At 70.5% G+C, this 19,805-nt stretch carries 23 protein-coding genes; 6 read left to right on the top strand and 17 right to left on the bottom strand.

The genetic code is table 11. The features are described 5' to 3' along the window. Window positions 1–21 precede the first annotated feature (21 nt). The 8 genes from rnc to NOO62_RS28605 all read right to left on the bottom strand — a co-directional run bounded on the left by rnc (window position 22) and on the right by NOO62_RS28605 (window position 8,132). On the bottom strand, window positions 22–840 hold the full coding sequence (rnc, locus tag NOO62_RS28640; protein WP_268773695.1) for a ribonuclease III: 819 nt from the start codon (window positions 838–840) through the stop codon (window positions 22–24). Between the two features lie 7 nt (window positions 841–847). Next, window positions 848–1,021 (bottom strand): 50S ribosomal protein L32, encoded by a 174-nt coding sequence (rpmF, locus tag NOO62_RS28635; protein WP_026165248.1) that lies wholly within the window; start codon window positions 1,019–1,021, stop codon window positions 848–850. Window positions 1,022–1,023: 2 nt separating this feature from the next. After that, window positions 1,024–1,707: a YceD family protein gene (locus NOO62_RS28630; RefSeq protein WP_268773694.1), complete on the bottom strand. Its 684-nt coding sequence runs from the start codon at window positions 1,705–1,707 to the stop codon at window positions 1,024–1,026. A 122-nt stretch (window positions 1,708–1,829) separates the two neighbouring features. Continuing rightward, a complete protein-coding gene (locus NOO62_RS28625) occupies window positions 1,830–2,924 on the bottom strand; it encodes a cell division initiation protein (RefSeq protein ID WP_268773693.1) in 1,095 nt (364 codons plus the stop codon). A 111-nt stretch (window positions 2,925–3,035) separates the two neighbouring features. Further along, window positions 3,036–3,515, bottom strand: a complete 480-nt coding sequence (coaD, locus tag NOO62_RS28620) for a pantetheine-phosphate adenylyltransferase (protein ID WP_190329651.1) — start codon at window positions 3,513–3,515, stop codon at window positions 3,036–3,038. A 26-nt stretch (window positions 3,516–3,541) separates the two neighbouring features. Further along, entirely contained in the window at window positions 3,542–4,135 is a 594-nt protein-coding gene (gene rsmD / locus NOO62_RS28615) for a 16S rRNA (guanine(966)-N(2))-methyltransferase RsmD (RefSeq protein WP_268773692.1), read from the bottom strand. A gap of 53 nt (window positions 4,136–4,188) precedes the next feature. Next, the gene (gene recG, locus NOO62_RS28610; RefSeq protein ID WP_268773691.1) at window positions 4,189–6,399 is read right to left on the bottom strand and encodes an ATP-dependent DNA helicase RecG; all 2,211 of its coding nucleotides are present in this window, start codon (window positions 6,397–6,399) and stop codon (window positions 4,189–4,191) included. A 50-nt stretch (window positions 6,400–6,449) separates the two neighbouring features. Beyond that, on the bottom strand, window positions 6,450–8,132 hold the full coding sequence (locus NOO62_RS28605; RefSeq protein WP_268773690.1) for a DAK2 domain-containing protein: 1,683 nt from the start codon (window positions 8,130–8,132) through the stop codon (window positions 6,450–6,452). A gap of 238 nt (window positions 8,133–8,370) precedes the next feature. On the opposite strand from NOO62_RS28605, the gene rpmB reads away from it, so the two are divergent. Further along, entirely contained in the window at window positions 8,371–8,556 is a 186-nt protein-coding gene (gene rpmB / locus NOO62_RS28600) for a 50S ribosomal protein L28 (RefSeq protein ID WP_016642993.1), read from the top strand. A gap of 103 nt (window positions 8,557–8,659) precedes the next feature. Here the strand turns inward: rpmB and thiD are convergent, their stop codons facing one another. Both thiD and NOO62_RS28590 read right to left on the bottom strand, forming a co-directional pair. Further along, window positions 8,660–9,466, bottom strand: coding sequence for a bifunctional hydroxymethylpyrimidine kinase/phosphomethylpyrimidine kinase (thiD, locus tag NOO62_RS28595; RefSeq protein ID WP_268773689.1), 807 nt, complete (start codon window positions 9,464–9,466; stop codon window positions 8,660–8,662). After that, a complete protein-coding gene (locus NOO62_RS28590) occupies window positions 9,463–10,431 on the bottom strand; it encodes a thiamine-phosphate kinase (protein ID WP_268773688.1) in 969 nt (322 codons plus the stop codon). The genes thiD and NOO62_RS28590 overlap by 4 nt, the downstream gene beginning before the upstream one ends. Before the next feature lie 212 nt (window positions 10,432–10,643). Here NOO62_RS28590 and NOO62_RS28585 point away from each other — a divergent pair, with 212 nt between their 5' ends. Next, window positions 10,644–10,877, top strand: a complete 234-nt coding sequence (locus NOO62_RS28585; protein ID WP_016642988.1) for an Lrp/AsnC family transcriptional regulator — start codon at window positions 10,644–10,646, stop codon at window positions 10,875–10,877. Window positions 10,878–10,897: 20 nt separating this feature from the next. Beyond that, window positions 10,898–11,404, top strand: a complete 507-nt coding sequence (locus tag NOO62_RS28580; RefSeq protein WP_414930899.1) for a DUF3515 domain-containing protein — start codon at window positions 10,898–10,900, stop codon at window positions 11,402–11,404. Between the two features lie 24 nt (window positions 11,405–11,428). On the opposite strand, the gene NOO62_RS28575 is transcribed toward NOO62_RS28580, so the two are convergent. From NOO62_RS28575 to NOO62_RS28565, 3 genes are read right to left on the bottom strand one after another with little or no spacing between them, the layout of a single operon-like run. Beyond that, a complete protein-coding gene (locus tag NOO62_RS28575) occupies window positions 11,429–12,586 on the bottom strand; it encodes a D-alanine--D-alanine ligase family protein (RefSeq protein WP_268773687.1) in 1,158 nt (385 codons plus the stop codon). Window positions 12,587–12,631: 45 nt separating this feature from the next. After that, window positions 12,632–13,660, bottom strand: coding sequence for an NAD(P)H-dependent glycerol-3-phosphate dehydrogenase (locus tag NOO62_RS28570; protein WP_268773686.1), 1,029 nt, complete (start codon window positions 13,658–13,660; stop codon window positions 12,632–12,634). Continuing rightward, entirely contained in the window at window positions 13,657–14,436 is a 780-nt protein-coding gene (locus NOO62_RS28565; protein WP_268773685.1) for a lysophospholipid acyltransferase family protein, read from the bottom strand. The genes NOO62_RS28570 and NOO62_RS28565 overlap by 4 nt, the downstream gene beginning before the upstream one ends. 154 nt (window positions 14,437–14,590) lie before the next feature. Between NOO62_RS28565 and cofC the strand changes: the two genes are divergently transcribed. Further along, window positions 14,591–15,226, top strand: a complete 636-nt coding sequence (cofC, locus tag NOO62_RS28560) for a 2-phospho-L-lactate guanylyltransferase (RefSeq protein WP_268773684.1) — start codon at window positions 14,591–14,593, stop codon at window positions 15,224–15,226. Between the two features lie 14 nt (window positions 15,227–15,240). Next, entirely contained in the window at window positions 15,241–15,444 is a 204-nt protein-coding gene (locus NOO62_RS28555; protein WP_030787468.1) for a hypothetical protein, read from the top strand. A gap of 64 nt (window positions 15,445–15,508) precedes the next feature. On the opposite strand, the gene NOO62_RS28550 is transcribed toward NOO62_RS28555, so the two are convergent. The 4 genes from NOO62_RS28550 to leuC form a co-directional block, all read right to left on the bottom strand. Continuing rightward, window positions 15,509–16,207, bottom strand: a complete 699-nt coding sequence (locus NOO62_RS28550) for an HU family DNA-binding protein (protein ID WP_268773683.1) — start codon at window positions 16,205–16,207, stop codon at window positions 15,509–15,511. A gap of 161 nt (window positions 16,208–16,368) precedes the next feature. Next, window positions 16,369–16,605: a hypothetical protein gene (locus NOO62_RS28545; protein ID WP_150172638.1), complete on the bottom strand. Its 237-nt coding sequence runs from the start codon at window positions 16,603–16,605 to the stop codon at window positions 16,369–16,371. Between the two features lie 248 nt (window positions 16,606–16,853). Then, window positions 16,854–17,447 (bottom strand): 3-isopropylmalate dehydratase small subunit, encoded by a 594-nt coding sequence (leuD, locus tag NOO62_RS28540; protein ID WP_268773682.1) that lies wholly within the window; start codon window positions 17,445–17,447, stop codon window positions 16,854–16,856. 5 nt (window positions 17,448–17,452) lie between these two features. Continuing rightward, on the bottom strand, window positions 17,453–18,877 hold the full coding sequence (leuC, locus tag NOO62_RS28535; RefSeq protein WP_268773681.1) for a 3-isopropylmalate dehydratase large subunit: 1,425 nt from the start codon (window positions 18,875–18,877) through the stop codon (window positions 17,453–17,455). A gap of 180 nt (window positions 18,878–19,057) precedes the next feature. Here leuC and ndgR point away from each other — a divergent pair, with 180 nt between their 5' ends. Continuing rightward, a complete protein-coding gene (ndgR, locus tag NOO62_RS28530; protein ID WP_268773680.1) occupies window positions 19,058–19,777 on the top strand; it encodes an IclR family transcriptional regulator NdgR in 720 nt (239 codons plus the stop codon). The last annotated feature ends 28 nt before the right edge of the window (window positions 19,778–19,805 follow it).

Here is a 19,805-nt window from a genome sequence, read left to right as displayed (position 1 = left end):
GCATCAAAGGATGGGCGGTGGTCAGACCGAGGGGGTGTCGGCGGTCCCCTCGGACCGGGCGGCAGCGGCGGCCTCGGCCGCCTTGATCCGCTCGTCCGCCGCGGCGCGGATCGCACGCCACGCGGACTCGGCGGCCTGCTGCTCCGCTTCCTTCTTGCTGCGGCCGGTGCCGGTGCCGTACGAGACGCCTCCGACGCGGGCGGCAGCAGTGAAAGTCTTCTCGTGGTCGGGGCCGCTCTCCGTGACGAGATACTCGGGCACGCCGAGGCTCTCCGTCGCGGTGAGCTCCTGCAGACTGGTCTTCCAGTCCAGGCCCGCGCCCAGGTTCGAGGACTTTTCGATCAACGGGTCGAAGAGCCGGTGCACCAGCTCACCCGCGGCGTCCAGACCCTGGTCCAGATAGACCGCTCCGATCACCGCTTCGAGGGTGTCGGCGAGGATGGATGCCTTGTCCCTGCCTCCCGTGCCCTCTTCACCCCGGCCGAGCCGGATGAAGGAGCCGAGTTCGAGGCCACGGCTGACCTCCGCCAACGCACGCGAATTGACCACCGCGGCCCGCAACTTGGCCAGCTGGCCTTCGGGCAGGTCGGGGTGGGTCCGGTACAGCGTGTCCGTGACGACGAGGCCGAGCACCGAGTCCCCGAGGAACTCCAGACGCTCATTCGTCGGCAGACCGCCGTTCTCGTACGCGTACGAACGGTGGGTCAGCGCACGCACCAGAAGGGCGGACTCGAGCTTGTACCCGAGCCGCCCTTCCAGAAGCGTGTGGGACGAGGCCGTTGTCTCCGCCGGTTTCTTGGCGTCTTCCGCCTTCTTGGGGCTAGACACGGTGCCTCTCACCAGCCGCTCAGACCTCGAGGACCTGGCGCTTGTTGTAGGTGCCGCAGCTCGGGCACGCGATGTGCTGCTGCTTGGGCTCCTGGCAACGCTCACACGAAACCAGGGTGGGGACCGCAGCCTTCCACTGCGACCGGCGGTGGCGCGTGTTGCTGCGCGACATCTTCCGCTTCGGAACAGCCACGGCTACTTCTCCTGCTTCTCGTCGACGCCCGCTTCCGCTTCGGCGCCGCTCATCTCGTCCTTCTCGCCGTCCTGGATGGTGCCAGCGAGTCCCTGCAATGCCGCCCAACGGATGTCGACGGCGTCATGGTGGTGGTCCGGGTCGTCCGCGAGCCGCACTCCGCACTGGGAGCACAGGCCCGGACAGTCGTCCTGGCACACCGGCTGCATCGGCAGTGCGAGCACCACCGCATCACGCAGCACAGGCTCGAGGTCGAACATGCCGTCCTCGAGGTAGAGCCTGCTCTCGTCTTCCTCGGCGTCGTCGGCCGGCTCCGCTGTGCGGCCCCGGTCGTCGGCGTCAGGGTACGAGAACATCTCCTGGAAGTCCGCGTCGAGCTCGAGCTCGAGCGGCTCCAGACACCTTACGCACTCCCCCTCGGCCGATGCACGGGCGGTGCCTGTGACAAGCACCCCTTCCATGACCGACTCAAGGCGGATCTCCAGCTCGACCGGGGCGCCCTGCGGCACTCCGATGACTCCTTCGATGCCGAAGGCGCTCGGCGGACCGGGCGCCTCGATCTCGCGGGTCAGCCGCTGCATGGCACCAGGACGCCGCCCCAGCTCGTGTGTGTCGAACACGAGGGGGTTTCGGTGGTCGAGGCGCGTGCTCAGAGCTGTTCCTGCTTTCGAATCCTGGAGGTCCATAGGAGAGGCCGCCGCACTGCTGCCTCGGAGACGAGGCCTGGGTGGGCAGCCGAAGTCGCGGACGTATGCGCGACCGAAGAGCCAGGATACTTGACCTTTCGCTCTCGGCCCAATCCGGACCTTCAGTGCTGCCGGCGCCCCTCCTCGTACTGGCGGAGCTGCTCGGCACTGATCATGGTCGTGTCGAAGAGGCTGGCCTCTTCGAGCGTCGCGGCCGGCGTCCCGGCGGGCGTCGCGGACGGCGTCTCGTAGCGAGGCTGTTCGTAGCCCTGCTGCTGGTAGCCGTACTGGTCGTGCTGCTGGTACGCGTACGGATCCTGCTGGCCGTACGGCTGCTGGTACGCGTACTGGTCCTGCTGCTGGTACCCGTCGTGCTGCGGGTAGCCGTACGGATCGGGCTGCTGCTGCGGCGGCGCGTAGGGCTGCTGTGCCGGGATCGGCGGGGCCTGGGCGGGCTGCGGCGGGACGGGCTCCGCGGCGGGGGACGGCCTTCTGGCGGGCGACGGGCCCGCGAGGTCCGCGAGGTACTCGGCGTCGGTGGTGTGGCCCTGGGTGGCGGCGCCCTCGCCCAGGGTTCCGAGCTCGTCGGCGGGGGCCCTGCCGTGCAGGGTCTGGCGGCCGCGGCCGACGGCTTCGAGGGTCTTGGCGAGGACGGCCTCGAAGGCGCCGAGCTTCGCGTCCACGTACGCGTCGGCGTTGCGGCGCAGCGTCTCGGGGTCGTGGCTGCGCTCGGGGGCGTCCTCGTCCTCGTAACCCTGCTCGTCGAGGCCGGGTCCGGTGCCGAGGAGCTTCTCGCGGCCGCGGCCGACCGAGCCGAGGGTCTTGGTGAGGACGACCTCGAAGTTGGCGAGCTTGCTGTCCACGTAGTCGTCGGCCTCGACGCGGACCTCTTCGGCGGCCTGGCGGGCCTCCGCGAGGATGCGCTCGGCCTCGCCCTGCGAGTTGCGGGCGACCTCGGTGTCGGAGATCAGGGAGCCGCGTTCGGCGTGCGCGGACTCGATGATCCGCTCGGCCTCCTGGCGGGCCTGCTCGACGAGCTGCTCGCGGCCGCCGATGAGCTCCTGGGCCTGGGCGAGGGAGCCCGGCAGGGCCTGGCGCACCTCTTCGAGCATCGAGAGCAGATCGGCGCGGTTGACCACGCACGAGGCCGACATGGGCATGGACCGGGCGCTGCCGACCGCCTGGACGATCTCGTCGATCTTCTTCTGCACGTCCACCGTGTGCTCGCCACTCTCTACAGCTGGTTGTGAGACGGACGGGACGACTGTAAGGCCAGTGGCCGCCCGCCCGACACCGGGTGACGAACTGTCAGCGGTCCTGCCCGCGGGTCACTTCTTGCCCAGGCGTTCGACCAGGGCCTCGTGGACCAGTGGCGGCAGCAGGTGCGCGACGTCGCCGCCCCAGGCGGCGACCTCCTTGACCAGCGAGGAGGAGAGGAAGCTGTAGGTGGGGTTCGTCGGCACGAACAGGGTCTCGACGCCCGAGAGGCCGTTGTTCATCTGGGCCATCTGGAGTTCGTAGTCGAAGTCGCTGACCGCGCGCAGGCCCTTGACGATGGCCGGGATGTCGCGCTGCTTGCAGAAGTCGACGAGGAGGCCGTGGAAGGACTCCACCTCGACGTTGCCGAAGTCGGCGGTGACCTGGCGGATCATCTCGATCCGCTCCTCGATCTCGAACAGGCCCTTCTTCGACTGATTGATCATCACCGCGACGTGCACCACGTCGTACAGCTTGGAGGCGCGGGCGATGATGTCGAGGTGTCCATTGGTGATGGGGTCGAATGACCCCGGACAGACGGCGCGGCGCAACGTGAGTCCCTCGCTCTCCGGTCCGGTCATGGCGCGATCGCTGAGTCGTCGCACGTAGAGGCGGCGCGACCGTACCAAAACGTCCCTTCGCCGTAGCGACGGGACCTGAGGGCCTCGAAACCCTCCGGCCAGCCGAAGACACCGCCTCTTGTACTGCGTTCAACGGTGACGAGCGCGTCGTCCGTGAGCCAGCCTTCCGAGCGGAGTGTGAGGAGGATCTCCCGAAGATCGTCATCAGTGACGGCGTACGGAGGGTCGAGGAAGACCAGGTCGTACGGGGTGGTGGGGGCACCCCCCTGGATGATCTGGGCGGCTTTGCCCGCCCGCACGTCGGCGCCGGGCAGGCCGACCGCCTTCACGTTCTCGCGGATGGTGCGGGCCGCGCGGGCGTCGGCCTCGACGAGCAGAGTGTGGGCGGCGCCGCGGGAGAGCGCCTCCAGGCCGACGGCGCCGGAGCCCGCGTACAGGTCGAGGACGCGGGCGCCGTCGAGCGTGCCCTGGAGGGCCTGCCAGGTGGAGAAGAGGCCTTCGCGCGCGCGGTCGGACGTGGGGCGGGTGCCGTTGCCCGGCGGGACGGCCAGGCGGCGTCCGCCGGCCGTGCCGGCGATCACGCGGGTCATCTGATTCCTTCTGGCTGGACGGTGGTGATCCCACGATATGGCGTACGCCGGCGTCAGCCCTTGTCGAGGTACTGCTCGCGCTCCGCGTCGAGGAGGGCGTCCAGCGCGGTGCGCAGTGCGGGCAGCCCCTCGAGGTCGGGGTCGTCGGCGACCACGGAGACCGCTTCCTCGCGGGCGGCGGCGATGATCTCCTCGTCGTCGATGACGGCGAGCATCCGCAGGCTGGAGCGGACGCCGGACTGGGCCTGGCCGAGCACGTCGCCCTCGCGGCGCTGCTCCAGGTCGATGCGGGAGAGCTCGAAGCCGTCGAGCGTGGCGGCGACGGCTCCGAGGCGGCCGCGGGCGGGGCTCGCCTCGGGCATGTCGGTGACCAGGAGGCAGAGTCCTGGGGCGGAGCCGCGGCCGACGCGGCCGCGGAGCTGGTGCAGCTGGGAGACGCCGAAACGGTCCGCGTCCATGATCACCATGGCGGTGGCGTTCGGTACGTTCACGCCGACCTCGATGACCGTCGTCGCGACGAGGACCTGCGTCTCGCCCGCGGCGAAGCGGCGCATCACGGCGTCCTTGTCGTCGGGCTGCATGCGGCCGTGCAGGACCTCGACCTTCAGGCCGCTCAGCGGGCCGCGGGCGAGCTGCTCGGCGACCTCGACGACCGCGAGCGGGGGCCGCTTCTCGGCAGTGGCCTCCTCCTCGGCCTTCTTCTTGGCCTTCTTGGCATCCGCGGCGTCGTCGGCGTCGTCGCCGATGCGGGGGCACACCACGTACGCCTGGTGGCCGTTCTCCACCTCTTCGCGCACGCGCTCCCACGCGCGGGCGAGGAAGTGGGGCTTGTCCTCGGCGGGGACGACGTGGCTGGCGATCGGCGAGCGTCCCGCGGGGAGCTGGTCGAGGACGGACGTCTCCAGGTCGCCGAAGACGGTCATCGCGACCGTGCGCGGGATGGGCGTGGCCGTCATGACCAGGAGGTGCGGGGGCTGCTTGCCCTTGCCCCGCAGGGCGTCGCGCTGCTCCACACCGAAGCGGTGCTGCTCGTCGACGACGACGAGGCCCAGGTCGTGGAACTGGACCTTGTCCTCGATGAGTGCATGGGTGCCGATGACGATCCCGGCCTCTCCGGTGACCAGGTCGAGCAGTGCCTGCCTGCGGGTGGCCGCTCCCATGGAGCCGGTGAGCAGCGTGACCTTGGTGGCGTGCTCGGTGCCGCCCAGCATGCCGCCCTCGGCCAGCTCGCCCATCATCTCCACGATGGAGCGGTGGTGCTGCTGTGCGAGGACTTCGGTGGGCGCGAGCATCGCGGCCTGTCCGCCCGCGTCCACGACGGCGAGCATGGCGCGCAGCGCGACCATCGTCTTGCCCGAACCGACCTCTCCCTGAAGGAGGCGATGCATCGGGTGCTCGGTCGCGAGGTCGTCGAAGATCTCCTTGGAGACCTTCTCCTGGCCCTCGGTGAGCGTGAAGGGCAGCTTGGCGTCGAACGCGTCGAGGAGGCCGCCCGCCTTGGGCCTGCGGGCCACGGCGGGGAGCTGCGCGTCCGCGTACCGCCGCCGGGCCAGGGCTACTTGGAGAACGAAGGCCTCGTCCCACTTGAGGCGGTCGCGGGCGGCCTCGATGTCCGCCTTGGAGTGCGGGCGGTGGATCTTCAGGAGGGCTTCGGGGAGCGGGATCAGGCCGCGTCCGTCGCGGAGGGAGGGCGGCAGCGGGTCCTGGGCCTCCTGGGCGCTGGGCAGGACCATGTCGACCGACTTGGCGATCTTCCAGGACTCCAGCTTGGCGGTGGCCGGATAGATGGGCAGCTGGGCGCCGGCCCAGGAGCCGACGGTCTCGCCCGCCTCGTCGCCGTCGCCCCGCAGCAGTTCGTACGCCGGGTGGGCCAGCTGCATCTTGCGGTTGAAGACCGACACCTTGCCCGCGAACATCGCGCGGGTGCCGGGCAGCAGGTCCTTGTGCGGCTTGTGGATGCCGCGGCCGAAGAAGACGAGCTGGACCTGGCCGCTGCCGTCGGTGATCGTGACTTCGAGGCGCTGGCCGCGGCCGCCGTTGAACTTCAGGATGCGTGCGCTCGCGACCTGGGCGACCACCGTGACGTGCTCGTCCAGGGGGAGGTCGGCGAGGCGGGTGAGCTCGCCGCGCTCCGCGTACCGCCGGGGGTAGTGGTGCAGGAGGTCGCCGACCGTGTGCAGGTCGAGGTGCTCGGCCATCACCTTCGCGGTGGCGGGGCCGACCACTTTCTTCAGGGGTTCTTCGAGCGCAGGCACGAGATCCATTGCACACCACGCCACTGACAATGCGGTGCAGGTCCCCGGGATCCGCCCGGCTACTCCACGCCGATCAGCAGCAGCGCCGACTGGCGGCCGCCGCGGTAGACGACGGTGTCGACGGCCAGGTACGTCTCGCGCACGTGCTTCTCCAGGTGCTCCGCGACGTTGTCGGGCACGGATTCGCCGAGTACGAGTGTGACCATCTCGCCGCCCGCCGACAGCATCCGGTCGAGGACCGATACGGCGGTGCGGGCCACCTCGGAGCCGATCACGGCCACGTCGCCGTCGATCAGGCCGAGCACGTCGCCGGTCTGGCAGATGCCCGCCATGGTCCAGGACTGCCGCTCGGCGACGGCCAGTTCGCCGTACCGGGTCGCGCCGGCCGCCGAGGTCATGGCGACGACGTCCTCGTCGAAGCGGCGGTCCGGCTCGTGCACGGCGAGGGCCGCGATGCCCTGGACCGCGGAGCGGGTGGGGATGAGCGCGACGCGTACGCCTTCCGTGCGGGCCTGTTCCGCGGCGGCGGCCGCGGTGTGCCGCAGCTCGGCGTCGTTCGGCAGGAGGACCACCTCGCGGGCGTGGGCCCGCCGGATCGCGTCGACGAGTTCGCCGCTGGCGGGCGGCTCCCCCACGCGCGCGGGCACGGTGGTCGCCCCGGCCTCGGAGTACAGCCCCGCGAGACCCTCCCCGGGCACGACGGCGACGACGGCCCGCTGTGCGCGTTCCCTGGGCGGCTGGGCGGCGGTGCGCCGGGTGGTGGTGTGTGCGTCGTCCGCCGCGAAGTGGGTGATGCGGATGCGGTGGGGGCGGCCCGCCTCCACGCCCGCCTCGACGGCCGCTCCCGCGTCGTCGACGTGCACGTGGACGTTCCAGAGCCCGTCGCCGCCGACCACGACGAGTGAGTCGCCGAGCCGGTCGAGGCGGGCCCGCAGCCGGGTGACGGCGGCGTCGTCCGCCTCCAGGAGGTAGATCACCTCGAAGGCGGGGCCGCCCCCGTCGCCGGGTACGTCCTCGCACTCGACGGCCTCCACGCGCGCGTGGGCGTGGGCGTGGAGTGACCCCTTGAGGTGTGCCGTGCTCCTCGGCGTGAGGCTCTCGCCCGACAGGGCTCCCGTCAGCGCTCCAAGGACCGCCACCAGTCCCCGGCCGCCGGCGTCGACGACTCCCGCGCGGCCGAGCACCGCGAGCTGTCCCGGGGTCGCGTCCAGCGCGGCGCAGGCCCCTTCGTACGCCGCCCTGGCCACGGCTCCGCAGTCGCCGCCGGTGCCGGTCGCCGCGTCGGCGGCCGCGGTGGCCACCGTCAGGACGGTGCCCTCCACGGGGTGGGCGACCGCCTGGTACGCGGATTCGGCGGCCTGCCGCAGTGCGCGCTCCAGGACCCGCCCTCCGACGTGATCTGCCTCACTGCCCGGCTCCCCCTCGGCGCCGATGACCTGCGCCATCCCCCGCAGCAGCTGCGACAGGATCGTGCCCGAGTTCCCGCGGGCGCCTATGAGCGCTCCGTGCGCCATCGCGCGCACCGTCTCGGCCAGCGAGGGGAGGGCGGGCTCGTGGCCCGTGAAGGCCGCGTCCACCGCCTGGGAGGCGGATTCCACGGTCAGATAGAGGTTCGTCCCGGTGTCCCCGTCGGCGACCGGGTAGACGTTGATCGAGTCGATCTCCTCGCGGGCCCTGCCGAGGGCGTCCAGAGCCAGTCGGCACCAGGCGCGCACCGCGACCGCGTCGAGGTTCTGCGGCACCTGTTCGCCTCCTTGACCATCCGGAATGGACGCAGCGTAGACCCAGCGTGAACGGAGGGCCCGGGGCGGGGGCCGGGCCGTCCGTGGTAGTTTCGTTGTACCGAAGCAGTCGTTGTATGCTGCTCCGGTTGCCCGATACGCATCGGGCCATTCCTCCTGGCAACGCCACCTCGATCATTGCACTGATCCCGGCATGCCGGGATTAACCGTAAGTGCATCTGAAGTCTTGGAGTGACCCGTGGCTGCCAACTGCGACGTCTGTGGCAAGGGGCCGGGCTTCGGCAACAACATCTCGCACTCGCACCGCCGTACGCCCCGTCGCTGGAACCCGAACATCCAGCGTGTGCGTGCCGTGGTGAGCGGGACGCCGAAGCGCCTCAACGCTTGCACCTCGTGCATCAAGGCCGGCAAGGTCTCGCGCTGACGCCAGCGCGGCCACCTAGCTGGTTGCTGAAAGAGCCGGTTCCCCTTCGGGGGGACCGGCTCTTTCGTCTGTCCGTGACCCGTTGACCGTTGCGCGGGTCCGTTCAGCCGTTGTGCGGGTCCGCCCGGAACCGCCAGCCGTGATCCACCGGGCCGATCCCGCCGCCGAGTGCGAATCCGGCCGCGATGGCCCCGGTCACGTACTCCTTGGCCGCCATGACGGCCTCCGGCACGCCCTGTCCCTTCGCCAGCTGAGACGCGATCGCGCTGGCCAGGGTGCAGCCCGTGCCGTGCGTGTGGCGGTTGTCGTGCCGCGGGGCGCGCAGGACGTGCTCCTCGGAGCCGTCGGTGAGCAGGTCCACGGCGTCGCCGCGGAGATGGCCGCCCTTGATGAGGACCCACTTCGGCCCGTACGCGAGGACGGCGTCCGCCGCTCGCCGCAGGCCGTCCTCCGAGTCGACCTCGATACCGGTGAGCTGCGCCACCTCGTCGAGGTTGGGGGTCGCGACCGTGGCGGCGGGCAGCAGTTGCGTGCGGACCGAGTCCAGCGCGGAAGCGGCGAGCAGCGAGTCGCCGTGCTTGGAGACGCCGACCGGGTCGACGACCGCGGGCGCGTCCGTGCCCGCGAGCAGCTCTGCGACCGTCTCGACCAGTGCGGCCGAGGCGAGCATGCCGGTCTTCACGGCCTGTACGCCGATGTCGTCGACGACGCTGCGGTACTGGGCCCGCACCGCCTCCACCGGAAGCTCCCAGAACCCCTGCACGCCCAGGGAGTTCTGCGCGGTGACAGCCGTGACGACGCTCATGCCGTGCGTGCCGAGGGCGAGCATCGTCTTCAGGTCGGCCTGGATGCCGGCGCCGCCGCCGGAGTCGGATCCGGCGACGGTCAGGACACGTGGCGGCGCGGTCACTCGTTGTCCCCGTTGTCCCCGAAGTGGTCCCAGCCCTTGCTGGTCCACGGGGCGCCGTCGACGGTCACCTGGGGCAGCGCGGAGGGGTTGAGGACCTCGCCGATGACCTTCCAGCGGGCGGGCAGTTTCACGTCCGGAGGGAAGGTCGCCACGATGGCGTGGTCCTCTCCCCCATTGAGCACCCACTGGAGCGGGTCGACACCGACGGCCTGCCCGATGTCGTTCATCTGGGAGGGCACGTCGACGTCTCCGGAGCGGATGTCGATCCGCACCTTGCTGGCGTCGGCGATGTGCCCGAGGTCGGCGATGAGGCCGTCGCTGACGTCCGTCATGGAGGTCGCGCCGAGACCGGCGGCCGCGGGGCCCGCGTGGTACGGCGGTTCGGGCCTGCGGTGGGCCTCCACGAAGGCGCGCGGGGAGCGGAAGCCGCGGGAGAGCACGGCGTGCCCGGCCGCGGACCAGCCGAGCCAGCCCGTCACGGCGACGACGTCGCCGCTCCGGGCGCCCGCGCGGGTGACGGGCTCGTGGTTGCGCAGGTCGCCGAGTGCGGTGATGGCGACGGTGATCGTGTCGCCGCGCACCACGTCGCCGCCGACGACGGCCGCGCCCGCGACCTGGCACTCGTCCCTCAGCCCGTCCATGAGCTCGGTGGGCCAGCTCGCGGGGAGTTCGGCGGGCACGACGAGGCCGAGCAGCAGCGCGGTCGGCACGGCGCCCATGGCCGCGATGTCGGCGAGGTTCTGTGCGGCCGCCTTGCGGCCCACGTCGTACGCCGTGGACCAGTCGCGGCGGAAGTGCCGCCCCTCCAGGAGGATGTCGGTGCTCGCCACGACCCTGCGGTCCGGGGCGGACACGACCGCCGCGTCATCGCCCGGGCCGAGCCGTACGGCCGGCGTGGAGGTGAGCCGCGAAGTGAGCTCTCTGATGAGCCCGAACTCCCCCAACTCGCCCACGGATCCCTTCACCGAGATTCACCATGCCCTTTCAAGCTGCCCGGCCCCCGGTCGCGAGCCGTCTCTGTCGTCGGTACGGTCGACGTGACCGTCGACTTCTGCTGTCCGTCCACCGCGATGTGCGCGCCACAGGTCACCCGGGTCTCCCCGCGGCGAGCGGCGACGCGGTACCGTGGCGTCCCTTTCTCCCCCCACATGATCCTCGTGGCCGCCCTGGAGGTTCCGTGGTACAGGCGTACATCCTGATCCAAACAGAGGTCGGCAAGGCGTCGACCGTCGCCGAGCTGATCGGCAAGATCCCGGGAGTGATCCAGGCCGAGGACGTGACCGGACCCTACGATGTCATCGTGCGCGCGCAGGCGGACACGGTCGACGAACTCGGCCGCATGGTGGTCGCCAAGGTCCAGCAGGTGGACGGCATCACCAGAACTCTGACCTGCCCGGTCGTGCACTTGTAGCCCCCGTCTACCCTGGCCCGGTGAACATCCCCCACCTCCGGCGCCGCTGCCTCACAGGACTGTCCGCCCTCGCCCTGTCGATCACGACAGCTGCCTGTTCAGGTACGGACGACGAGGCGTCAGTGGTGGTTCCGTCCCCGGACGCGAAGGCCGCGAGTCTCTGCCGGGATCTGCACGAACAGCTGCCGGAAAAGGTCGACGGGCTGGGGCGCACCGACCCCGGGCCGAAGTCCGAGCTGACCGCGGGGTGGGGAGACCCGGCGATCATACTGCGCTGCGGTGTGCCGCGGCCCCCCAAGATGATCGACCTGTCCTACGCACCGAAGAACGGCGTGAAGGTGAACGGCGTGGCCTGGCTCCTGGAGAAGCGGAAAGACGGGTCGTACACCTTCACGACCGGTGCGCGCCTCGCGTACGTGGAGGTGACGCTGCCCGAGGAGCGGACGGCGGAGGGCCTCGGCCCGCTCACCGACTTCGCCGGCCCCGTCAAGAAGACGATCCCCACGGGGATCGCCGCGTCGTCCTGACGGGGGCGGCGTACCGGGCTCGCGTCAGCGCAGGCCCGTGGAGCGGTTGAGGGCCGCCTGGATGAGGCGGTCCACCAGCTCGGGGTAGCTGACGCCGCTCTTCTCCCACATCTGCGGGTACATCGAGATGGGCGTGAAGCCCGGCATCGTGTTGATCTCGTTGATGACGAACCTGCCGTCCTCGGTGAGGAAGAAGTCGGCGCGCACCAGGCCCTCGCAGGACGCCGCCTCGAACGCCTCGACGGCGAGCCGCTGGATCTCCGCGGTCTCCTCGGGCGTCAGCGGGGCGGGCACGATCCCGGGCGCCGAGTCGATGTACTTCGCGTCGAAGTCGTAGTAGTCGTGCGCCTGTACGGGCGGGATCTCGGCCGGGACGCTCGCGCGCGGCCCGTCCTCGAACTCCAGGACGCCGCACTCGATCTCGCGGCCGCGCAGCAGCGCCTCGATCAGGATCTTCGGGTCGTGGTGCTGGGCCTCGGCGATGGCCTCGTCGAGGCCTTCGAAGGAGTCGACCTTCGTGATGCCGATCGAGGAACCCGCACGCGCGGGCTTGATGAACAGCGGCCAGCCGTGTTCGCCCGCGAACTCCGCGATGCGCCGGCGGGCGCCTTCCTCGTCCTGCTGCCACTCGCGAGGGCGGATCACCAGGTACGGGCCGACGTTCAGCCCGAAGGAGGAGAACACCCGCTTCATGTAGTCCTTGTCCTGGCCGACGGCCGAGGCGAGAACTCCGGAGCCGACGTAGGGCACTCCGGAGAGTTCGAGCAGGCCCTGGAGGGTGCCGTCCTCTCCGTAGGGACCGTGCAGCATCGGGAAGACGACGTCGACCTCGCCGAGCGCCTTGGGCACGGAGCCGGGCTCGCTGTAGACGACCTCGCGGTTGCCGGGGTCCAGGGGCAGCACGACGCCGCCCGCCATGGAGTCGGCGAGTTCGGAGACGTTCGGCATCGTGCGGTCGGCGATGGCCATCCGCTCGGGTTCGTCGGCGGTGAGCGCCCAACGGCCGTCCGTGGTGATGCCGATCGGCAGGACGTCGTACTTGGTGCGGTCGATGGCGCGCAGCACGGCACCGGCCGTGACGACGGAGATGCCGTGCTCCGAGCTGCGGCCGCCGAACACGACGGCCACGCGCGGCTTGCGGGGCGGCTGCTCAGGGCTCTGGGGGAGGTTCTCGCTGCTCATATCGCGTTGAGAGTACCCGTTGGTCCCGCAGTAGTCAGGCGTGCCTCAGCGGCGCTCGGGCTTGGCGCTGCGCGACATGAGGTCCTTGAGGGCGACCACCGGGGGCGTGCCCTCGTGCACGATGCCCACGACCGTCTCCGTGATCGGCATGTCGACGCCGTGCCTGCGGGCCAGATCGAGCACGGACTCGCAGGACTTGACGCCCTCGGCGGTCTGCCTGGTGACCGCGATGGTCTCCTCCAGGGTCATGCCCTTGCCGAGGTTGGTGCCGAAGGTGTGGTTGCGCGACAGCGGCGAGGAGCAGGTGGCCACCAGGTCGCCCAGGCCCGCGAGTCCGGCGAACGTCAGCGGGTCGGCGCCCATGGCGAGGCCGAGCCGGGTGGTCTCGGCGAGGCCGCGCGTGATGAGCGATCCCTTGGCGTTGTCCCCGAGGCCCATGCCGTCCGCGATGCCCACGGCGAGGCCGATGACGTTCTTCACGGCGCCGCCGAGCTCGCAGCCGACGACGTCGGTGTTCGTGTACGGGCGGAAGTACGGCGTGTGGCAGGCCGTCTGGAGGCGCTGGGCGACGGCTTCGTCCTGGCAGGCGACGACGGCGGCGGCGGGCTGCCGCGCGGCGATCTCGCGGGCGAGGTTGGGTCCGGTGACGACGGCGATGCGGTCCGACGGGACCTTCGTGACGTCTTCGATCACCTCGCTCATCCGCATGGCGGAGCCCAGTTCGACGCCCTTCATGAGGGAGACGAGGACGGTCTCGGGGGCCAGCAGCGGCGCCCACTCGGCGAGGTTGCCGCGCAGCGTCTGCGAGGGCACCGCGAGGACCGTGAAGTCGGCGTCGGCCGCGGCCCGTGCCGGGTCGGAGGTCGCCCGCAGGTTCTCGGGGAGGACCACGCCGGGGAGGTAGTCCGGGTTCGTCCGCGTGGAGTTGACGGCGTCGGCGAGTTCGGCGCGACGGCCCCACAGGGTGACGTCGCAGCCCGCGTCGGCGAGCACCATGCCGAAGGCCGTACCCCAGGAGCCCGTTCCGAAGACGGCGGCCTTCAGGGGGCGCGCCGAGTTCACGGGGTTCGTCACTTGCTGTCCTCCGAGGTGCTCTCCGTGGAGCCGGGAGCGGCTCCGCGGTCTGCCGTGCGTCGTTCTTCCAACCGTGCCCTGCGCGGGTCGTACGGCGTATCGGGGGCCTTCTCGCCCCGGACCTCCTCCAGGAGTTCGGTGATCGCGGCCATGATGGTCTCGGTCACCTCGCGCAGCACGTCGGGCGTCGGCTCCTTGCCGTAGAAGCGCGACAGGTCGACCGGCGGTCCCGCCTTCACCTGGAGGGTCTTGCGCGGGAAGAAGGCGGGCTTCTTGCTGTACGGCGCCAGGGCGAGGTTGGCACCCCACTGGGCGACGGGAATCACCGGGCACTCGGTCTTCAGGGCGACCCGCGCGGCACCGGACTTGGCCGTCATCGGCCACATGTCGGGGTCCCTGGTGAGGGTGCCTTCGGGGTAGAAGGCGACGCACTCGCCGCGCTCGATGGCGTCGACGGCCGCGCGGAAGGCGTCGAGGGCGTTCCTGGTCTCGCGGTAGACCGGGATCTGGCCCGTGCCCTTCATCACCTTGGCGACGAAGCCGCGCTTGAAAAGGCCGTCCTTCGCCAGGAATCGCGGCACTCGTCCGGTGTTGTACTGGTAGTGCGCGTAGGAGAACGGGTCGATATGCGAGTTGTGATTCACCGCCGTGATGAATCCTCCGTCGGCCGGAATGTGTTCCATTCCACGCCAGTCCCGCTTGAACAGAACCACGAGCGGCGGTTTAGCAATGACCGCCGCCAGGCGGTACCAGAAGCCGATTCTGCGGCGGGACACTCGGACACCTTCCTCCATGAACCTGGTCGGCCGCACAAGTGTCGCCCCAGGCTGCCTGTCTGTCGAGAACACCGTACGCCCACCCCTTCCCGGCCACCCCGTGCGCGGGCCCGTCAGCAGGTCACAATGGGCCGAGGCGAAGGACGGAGCGCTCGTGCAGTGGACCCTGGTGATACCCCTGAAGCCGCTGGCGCGCGCCAAGAGCAGGCTCGCCGCCGCCTCCGGGGACGGGCTGCGCCCCGGCCTGGCCCTGGCGTTCGCGCAGGACACCGTGGCCGCCGCGGCGGCCTGCCGCGCGGTACGGGATGTGGTGGTCGTCACGGACGACGCCCTGGCGGGTCGCGAGCTCGCGGCGCTGGGTGCCCGGATCGTGCCGGACGAGCCGGGAGAGGGCCTGAACGCCGCCCTGGCGCACGGGGCGGCCTTCGTGCGCGCCGAGCGGCCGAAAGCCGCCGTAGCGGCCCTGAACGCCGATCTGCCGGCGTTGCGCCCAGCGGAATTGGCGCGGGCCCTCGACAGTGCCGTCCCATTTCCCCGCGCATTCCTTCCTGATGCCGAAGGAATCGGTACGACGTTGCTGTGCGCGGGAGGGGGCACGGAATTGCGTCCCGTATTCGGTACGGCATCGCGGGCCAGGCACTCGGCATCGGGAGCCGTGGAACTCTCGCTCGACGGAGTCGATTCCGTACGACGGGACGTGGACACCGGAGAGGACCTGCGCGCCGCTCTTCTGCTCGGAGTGGGACCCCGCACCGCCGAGACCGCGGCGGGCCTGCTCATCCCCGACTGAGTACGCTGCCTTCCATGCAGGCGACCGCGTACACGTACGACTCCGAGACCCGCAGCGGCAGCGTGCTGCTCGACGACGGGACTCCGGTGCCCTTCGAGGCCCCCGCTTTCGACGCGGGCGGGCTGCGGCTGCTGCGGCCGGGGCAGCGGGTGCGCATCGAGGTCGACGGCGAGGGTGAGGCGCGCCGCATCACCCTGGTGACCCTGCAGACGTTCTGAGCACACGACGCGGGCCGGGCTCCCCCGTGGGAGTCCGGCCCGGCGCGTGAGTGCCCTCGTGCCCTTACTTCTTGCGGGCCGTGGTCTTCTTGGCGGTCGTCTTGCGCGCCGTGGACTTCTTGGCGGGCGCCTTCTTGGCGGTGGCCTTCTTCGCCGGGGCGGTCTTCTTGGCCGTGGCCTTCTTCGCCGCCGGGGTGGCCTTCTTGGCGGTGGCGGTGGTCTTCTTCGCCGCCGGGGTCGCCTTCTTGGCCGTGGCCTTCGTGGCGGTCTTCTTGGCGGTGGCCTTCTTCGCCGCTGCCTTCGTCGCCGTCGCCGTGGTCTTCTTGGCGGTGGTCTTCTTGGCCGTGGCCTTCTTCGCCGTGGCCTTGGTGGCGGTCTTCTTGGCGGTGGCCTTCTTGGCCGCGGCCTTCTTGACCGTCGCCGAAGCACCGCCGGTCAGGCTGCCCTTGGGCGCCTTCTTGACCGCGACGTCGTTCTTGGGGAGCTTCTTCGAGCCGCTCACCAGGTCCTTGAAGCCCTGTCCGGCACGGAAGCGCGGAACGGAGGTCTTCTTGACCCGCACGCGCTCCCCGGTCTGGGGGTTGCGGGCGTAACGGGCCGGGCGGTCGACCTTCTCGAACGAGCCGAATCCGGTGACCGAAACCCGGTCCCCGCTGACCACGGCACGGACGACGGCGTCCAGGACCGCGTCGACGGCGTCGGCGGCCTGCTGGCGGCCGCCCACCTTGTCGGCAATCGCTTCTACGAGCTGCGCCTTGTTCACGTCTTCCCCTTCGGAGACATTGCCGGGAGCGAAATACTCCGGCTTTTTCGCACGTTAGGCAGATATATACCGCAAATCAAACACGAAACGGGCTAATCACCCTTGTGCCGCAACGAAGTGGCCCATCTCGGAGTTCCTCGAAGGTCCGTTGAGGCTGCGGCTCAGCCGTCTTGGGGGAATCGGTCCTCGTCTGCTTCGTCGAGGGACGCCATCAATCGCTCCAGACGCCTTGCCGCATCGGCGAGATCGTGTTTGGCCGCGGCCGTAATGACCAGCAGCTTCCGGGTCAGCGCCATCCGTACGCCCTCCGGGACTTGCAGTGCGCGCACTCGTGAGTGCGCTTCCTTCAGTTGGTCCGCGACGAGCCCGTATAGCTCGAGTTGGCTGTCACGTCCCATGCACCGATTGTGCCATCTGGGGCGAGTTGTCGCCTCCGCAGGGGGTAACTGCCGCCGTCCGCCGCCTTTCTGAGGGTACCCCGTTGCGCCGAGTACAAGGGGATTTCCGGCCTCTTCTTCCGTCCGGGACACGGGAGTTGAGACCACCCGTTCAGGTCAGCCGGTACCCGGAAGCGCCGCACACAGACGTACCCCCAACCGTTCACGATTGGGGGTACGTCGGGGTGTTGCGGGGGTGTTGCGAGGTGTCAGACCCGCACGGTCCGAGGCTTGTACGAGGGCCGCCCGGACTCGTACGCGGCGATGTCCGGCTCGTTCCGCAGGGTGATGCTGATGTCGTCCAGGCCGTTCAGCAGGCGCCAGCGGGCGTTCTCGTCGAGTTCGAAGTCGGCGGTGATGCCCTCGGCGCGGACCTGGCGGTCCTCCAGGTCGACGGTGATCTCGGCCTGCGGATCCCGCTCCGTCAGCTCCCAGAGCGCGTCCACGACCTTCTGGTCGAGCACCACGGTGAGCAGGCCGTTCTTCAGCGAGTTGCCCCGGAAGATGTCGGCGAAGCGGGAGCTGATGACGGCCTTGAAGCCGAAGTTCTGCAGCGCCCACACGGCGTGCTCCCGCGAGGAGCCCGTGCCGAAGTCGGGTCCGGCGACCAGGACCGTGGAGCCCTGTCGCTCGGGGCGGTTGAGGACGAACTCGGAGTCCTTGCGCCAGGCCTCGAAGAGCCCGTCCTCGAAACCGTCCCTGGTGACCTTCTTGAGCCAGTGAGCAGGGATGATCTGGTCGGTGTCGACGTTGCTGCGGCGCAGCGGGACGGCCCGGCCCGTGTGCTTGGTGAATGCTTCCATGGTTCTCAGACTCCGGCGGTCACGGGGACATCGGACAGGTCGGCGGGCGAGGAGAGGCGGCCGGTGACCGCGGTGGCCGCGGCGACCTGCGGGGACACCAGGTGGGTGCGCCCGCCCTTGCCCTGCCTGCCCTCGAAGTTACGGTTCGACGTGGACGCCGAGCGCTCGCCGGGAGCCAGTTGGTCGGGGTTCATGCCCAGGCACATCGAGCAGCCCGCGTGCCGCCATTCGGCGCCGGCGCCGGTGAAGACCTTGTCCAGGCCCTCCTCCACGGCCTGGAGGGCGACCCGCACCGAGCCGGGGACGACCAGCATCCGTACGCCGTCGGCGACTTTGCGGCCCTCGACGATGGAGGCGGCCGCCCGCAGGTCCTCGATGCGGCCATTGGTGCACGAGCCTACGAAGACGGTGTCGACCTTGATGTCGCGCAGCGGCTGCCCGGCGGTCAACCCCATGTATTCCAGGGCCTTTTCGGCGGCGTAGCGCTCCGAAGCGTCTTCGTACGAAGCAGGGTCGGGGACGCTCGCCGAAAGCGGCGCTCCCTGGCCCGGGTTGGTGCCCCAGGTGACGAACGGCGCCAGCGAGGCGGCGTCGATGTAGACCTCCGCGTCGAAGACGGCGTCGTCGTCGGTCTTCAGGGTCTTCCAGTACGCGACCGCCGCGTCCCAGTCCTCGCCCTGCGGGGCGTGGGCGCGGCCCTCGATGTAGTCGAAGGTCGTACGGTCGGGGGCGATCATCCCGGCGCGGGCGCCCGCCTCGATGGACATGTTGCAGATGGTCATCCGCGCCTCCATCGAGAGCTTCTCGATGGCCGGGCCGCGGTACTCCAGGACGTATCCCTGGCCGCCGCCGGTGCCGATCTTCGCGATGATGGCGAGGATCAGGTCCTTGGCCGTGACGCCGTCGGGCAGTTCGCCGTCGACGGTGATGGCCATGGTCTTGGGGCGGGCCATCGGCAGCGTCTGGGTGGCCAGGACGTGCTCGACCTGGGAGGTGCCGATGCCGAACGCCAGCGCGCCGAAGGCGCCGTGGGTGGAGGTGTGCGAGTCGCCGCAGACCACCGTGGTGCCGGGCTGCGTCAGTCCCAGCTGCGGTCCCACCACGTGGACGACGCCCTGCTCGACGTCGCCCAGCGGGTGCAGGCGTACGCCGAAGTCGGCGCAGTTCTTGCGCAGCGTCTCCAGCTGAGCCCGCGAGACCGGGTCGGCGATCGGCTTGTCGATGTCGAGGGTCGGGGTGTTGTGATCCTCGGTCGCGATGGTGAGGTCGAGCCGCCGCACCGGCCGGCCGGCCTGACGGAGGCCGTCGAAGGCCTGGGGGCTGGTCACCTCGTGCAGCAGGTGCAGATCGATGAAGAGGAGGTCGGGCTCGCCCTCGGCGCGCCGGACGACGTGGTCGTCCCAGACCTTCTCCGCGAGTGTCCTACCCATCGCTTTCCCTCCGACCGGCCGCTTCGCCGGCCCAACTAGAGAATCCGTTCGCCGACGCACGTACCCCTCGTGCCGCGCGTCGGCCGCCGATCCGTTGGTCCGCGGATCGCTCGTACAGAGTGGCGCGTCTCGCAGAAAATTGAACTTGCGTTTCACAGAGTGAGACGGGAGTATCGACGCATGGACAACTCTAGCGGCGTAGGCGTTCTGGACAAGGCGGCTCTTGTCCTGGGCGCTCTGGAGTCCGGTCCGGCCACCCTCGCGGGCTTGGTCGCGGCCACCGGGCTCGCACGACCCACGGCACACCGACTGGCCGTGGCACTGGAACACCACCGGATGGTGGCTCGGGACATGCAGGGCCGTTTCATTCTCGGTCCCCGCCTCTCGGAGCTCGCGGCCGCGGCGGGCGAGGACCGCCTGCTCGCCACGGCGGGCCCGGTCCTGACCCACCTGCGCGACGTCACGGGCGAGAGCGCGCAGCTCTACCGCCGCCAGGGCGACATGCGCATCTGCGTGGCCGCGGCCGAGCGCCTGTCGGGCCTCAGGGACACCGTCCCGGTCGGCTCGACGCTCACGATGAAGGCGGGCTCGTCGGCGCAGATCCTGATGGCGTGGGAGGAGCCGGAGCGGCTGCACCGCGGCCTCCAGGGCGCCCGCTTCACCGCCACGGCCCTGTCGGGCGTACGCCGCCGGGGCTGGGCCCAGTCGATCGGCGAGCGCGAGCCGGGCGTCGCGTCCGTCTCCGCGCCGGTGCGGGGCCCCTCGAACCGCGTGGTCGCCGCCGTCTCGGTCTCCGGACCGATCGAGCGCCTGACCCGCCACCCCGGCCGGATGCACGCCCAGGCGGTCATCGACGCCGCCGGACGCCTCTCGGAGGCCCTGCGCCGCTCGGGCGGCTGACGCTCACGGCGCCGGGAGCGCCGACACA

Source organism: Streptomyces sp. Je 1-369 (assembly GCF_026810505.1).
Lineage (GTDB): Bacteria > Actinomycetota > Actinomycetes > Streptomycetales > Streptomycetaceae > Streptomyces.
The sequence above is the reverse complement of the archived record's forward strand: the minus strand, read 5'-3'. Positions and strand labels throughout refer to the sequence as shown.

Excerpts from the sequence above, each read along its gene's own strand:
- NOO62_RS28545 (WP_150172638.1), bottom strand. The coding sequence starts at position 16,605 with ATGGGACGTGACAGCCAACTCGAGCTATACGGGCTCGTCGCGGACCAA.
- leuD (WP_268773682.1), bottom strand. The coding sequence starts at position 17,447 with ATGGAAGCATTCACCAAGCACACGGGCCGGGCCGTCCCGCTGCGCCGC.
- ndgR (WP_268773680.1), top strand. The coding sequence starts at position 19,058 with ATGGACAACTCTAGCGGCGTAGGCGTTCTGGACAAGGCGGCTCTTGTC.
- NOO62_RS28555 (WP_030787468.1), top strand. The coding sequence starts at position 15,241 with ATGCAGGCGACCGCGTACACGTACGACTCCGAGACCCGCAGCGGCAGC.
- NOO62_RS28575 (WP_268773687.1), bottom strand. The coding sequence starts at position 12,586 with ATGAGCAGCGAGAACCTCCCCCAGAGCCCTGAGCAGCCGCCCCGCAAG.
- leuC (WP_268773681.1), bottom strand. The coding sequence starts at position 18,877 with ATGGGTAGGACACTCGCGGAGAAGGTCTGGGACGACCACGTCGTCCGG.
- recG (WP_268773691.1), bottom strand. The coding sequence starts at position 6,399 with ATGGATCTCGTGCCTGCGCTCGAAGAACCCCTGAAGAAAGTGGTCGGC.
- NOO62_RS28630 (WP_268773694.1), bottom strand. The coding sequence starts at position 1,707 with ATGGACCTCCAGGATTCGAAAGCAGGAACAGCTCTGAGCACGCGCCTC.
- rsmD (WP_268773692.1), bottom strand. The coding sequence starts at position 4,135 with ATGACCCGCGTGATCGCCGGCACGGCCGGCGGACGCCGCCTGGCCGTC.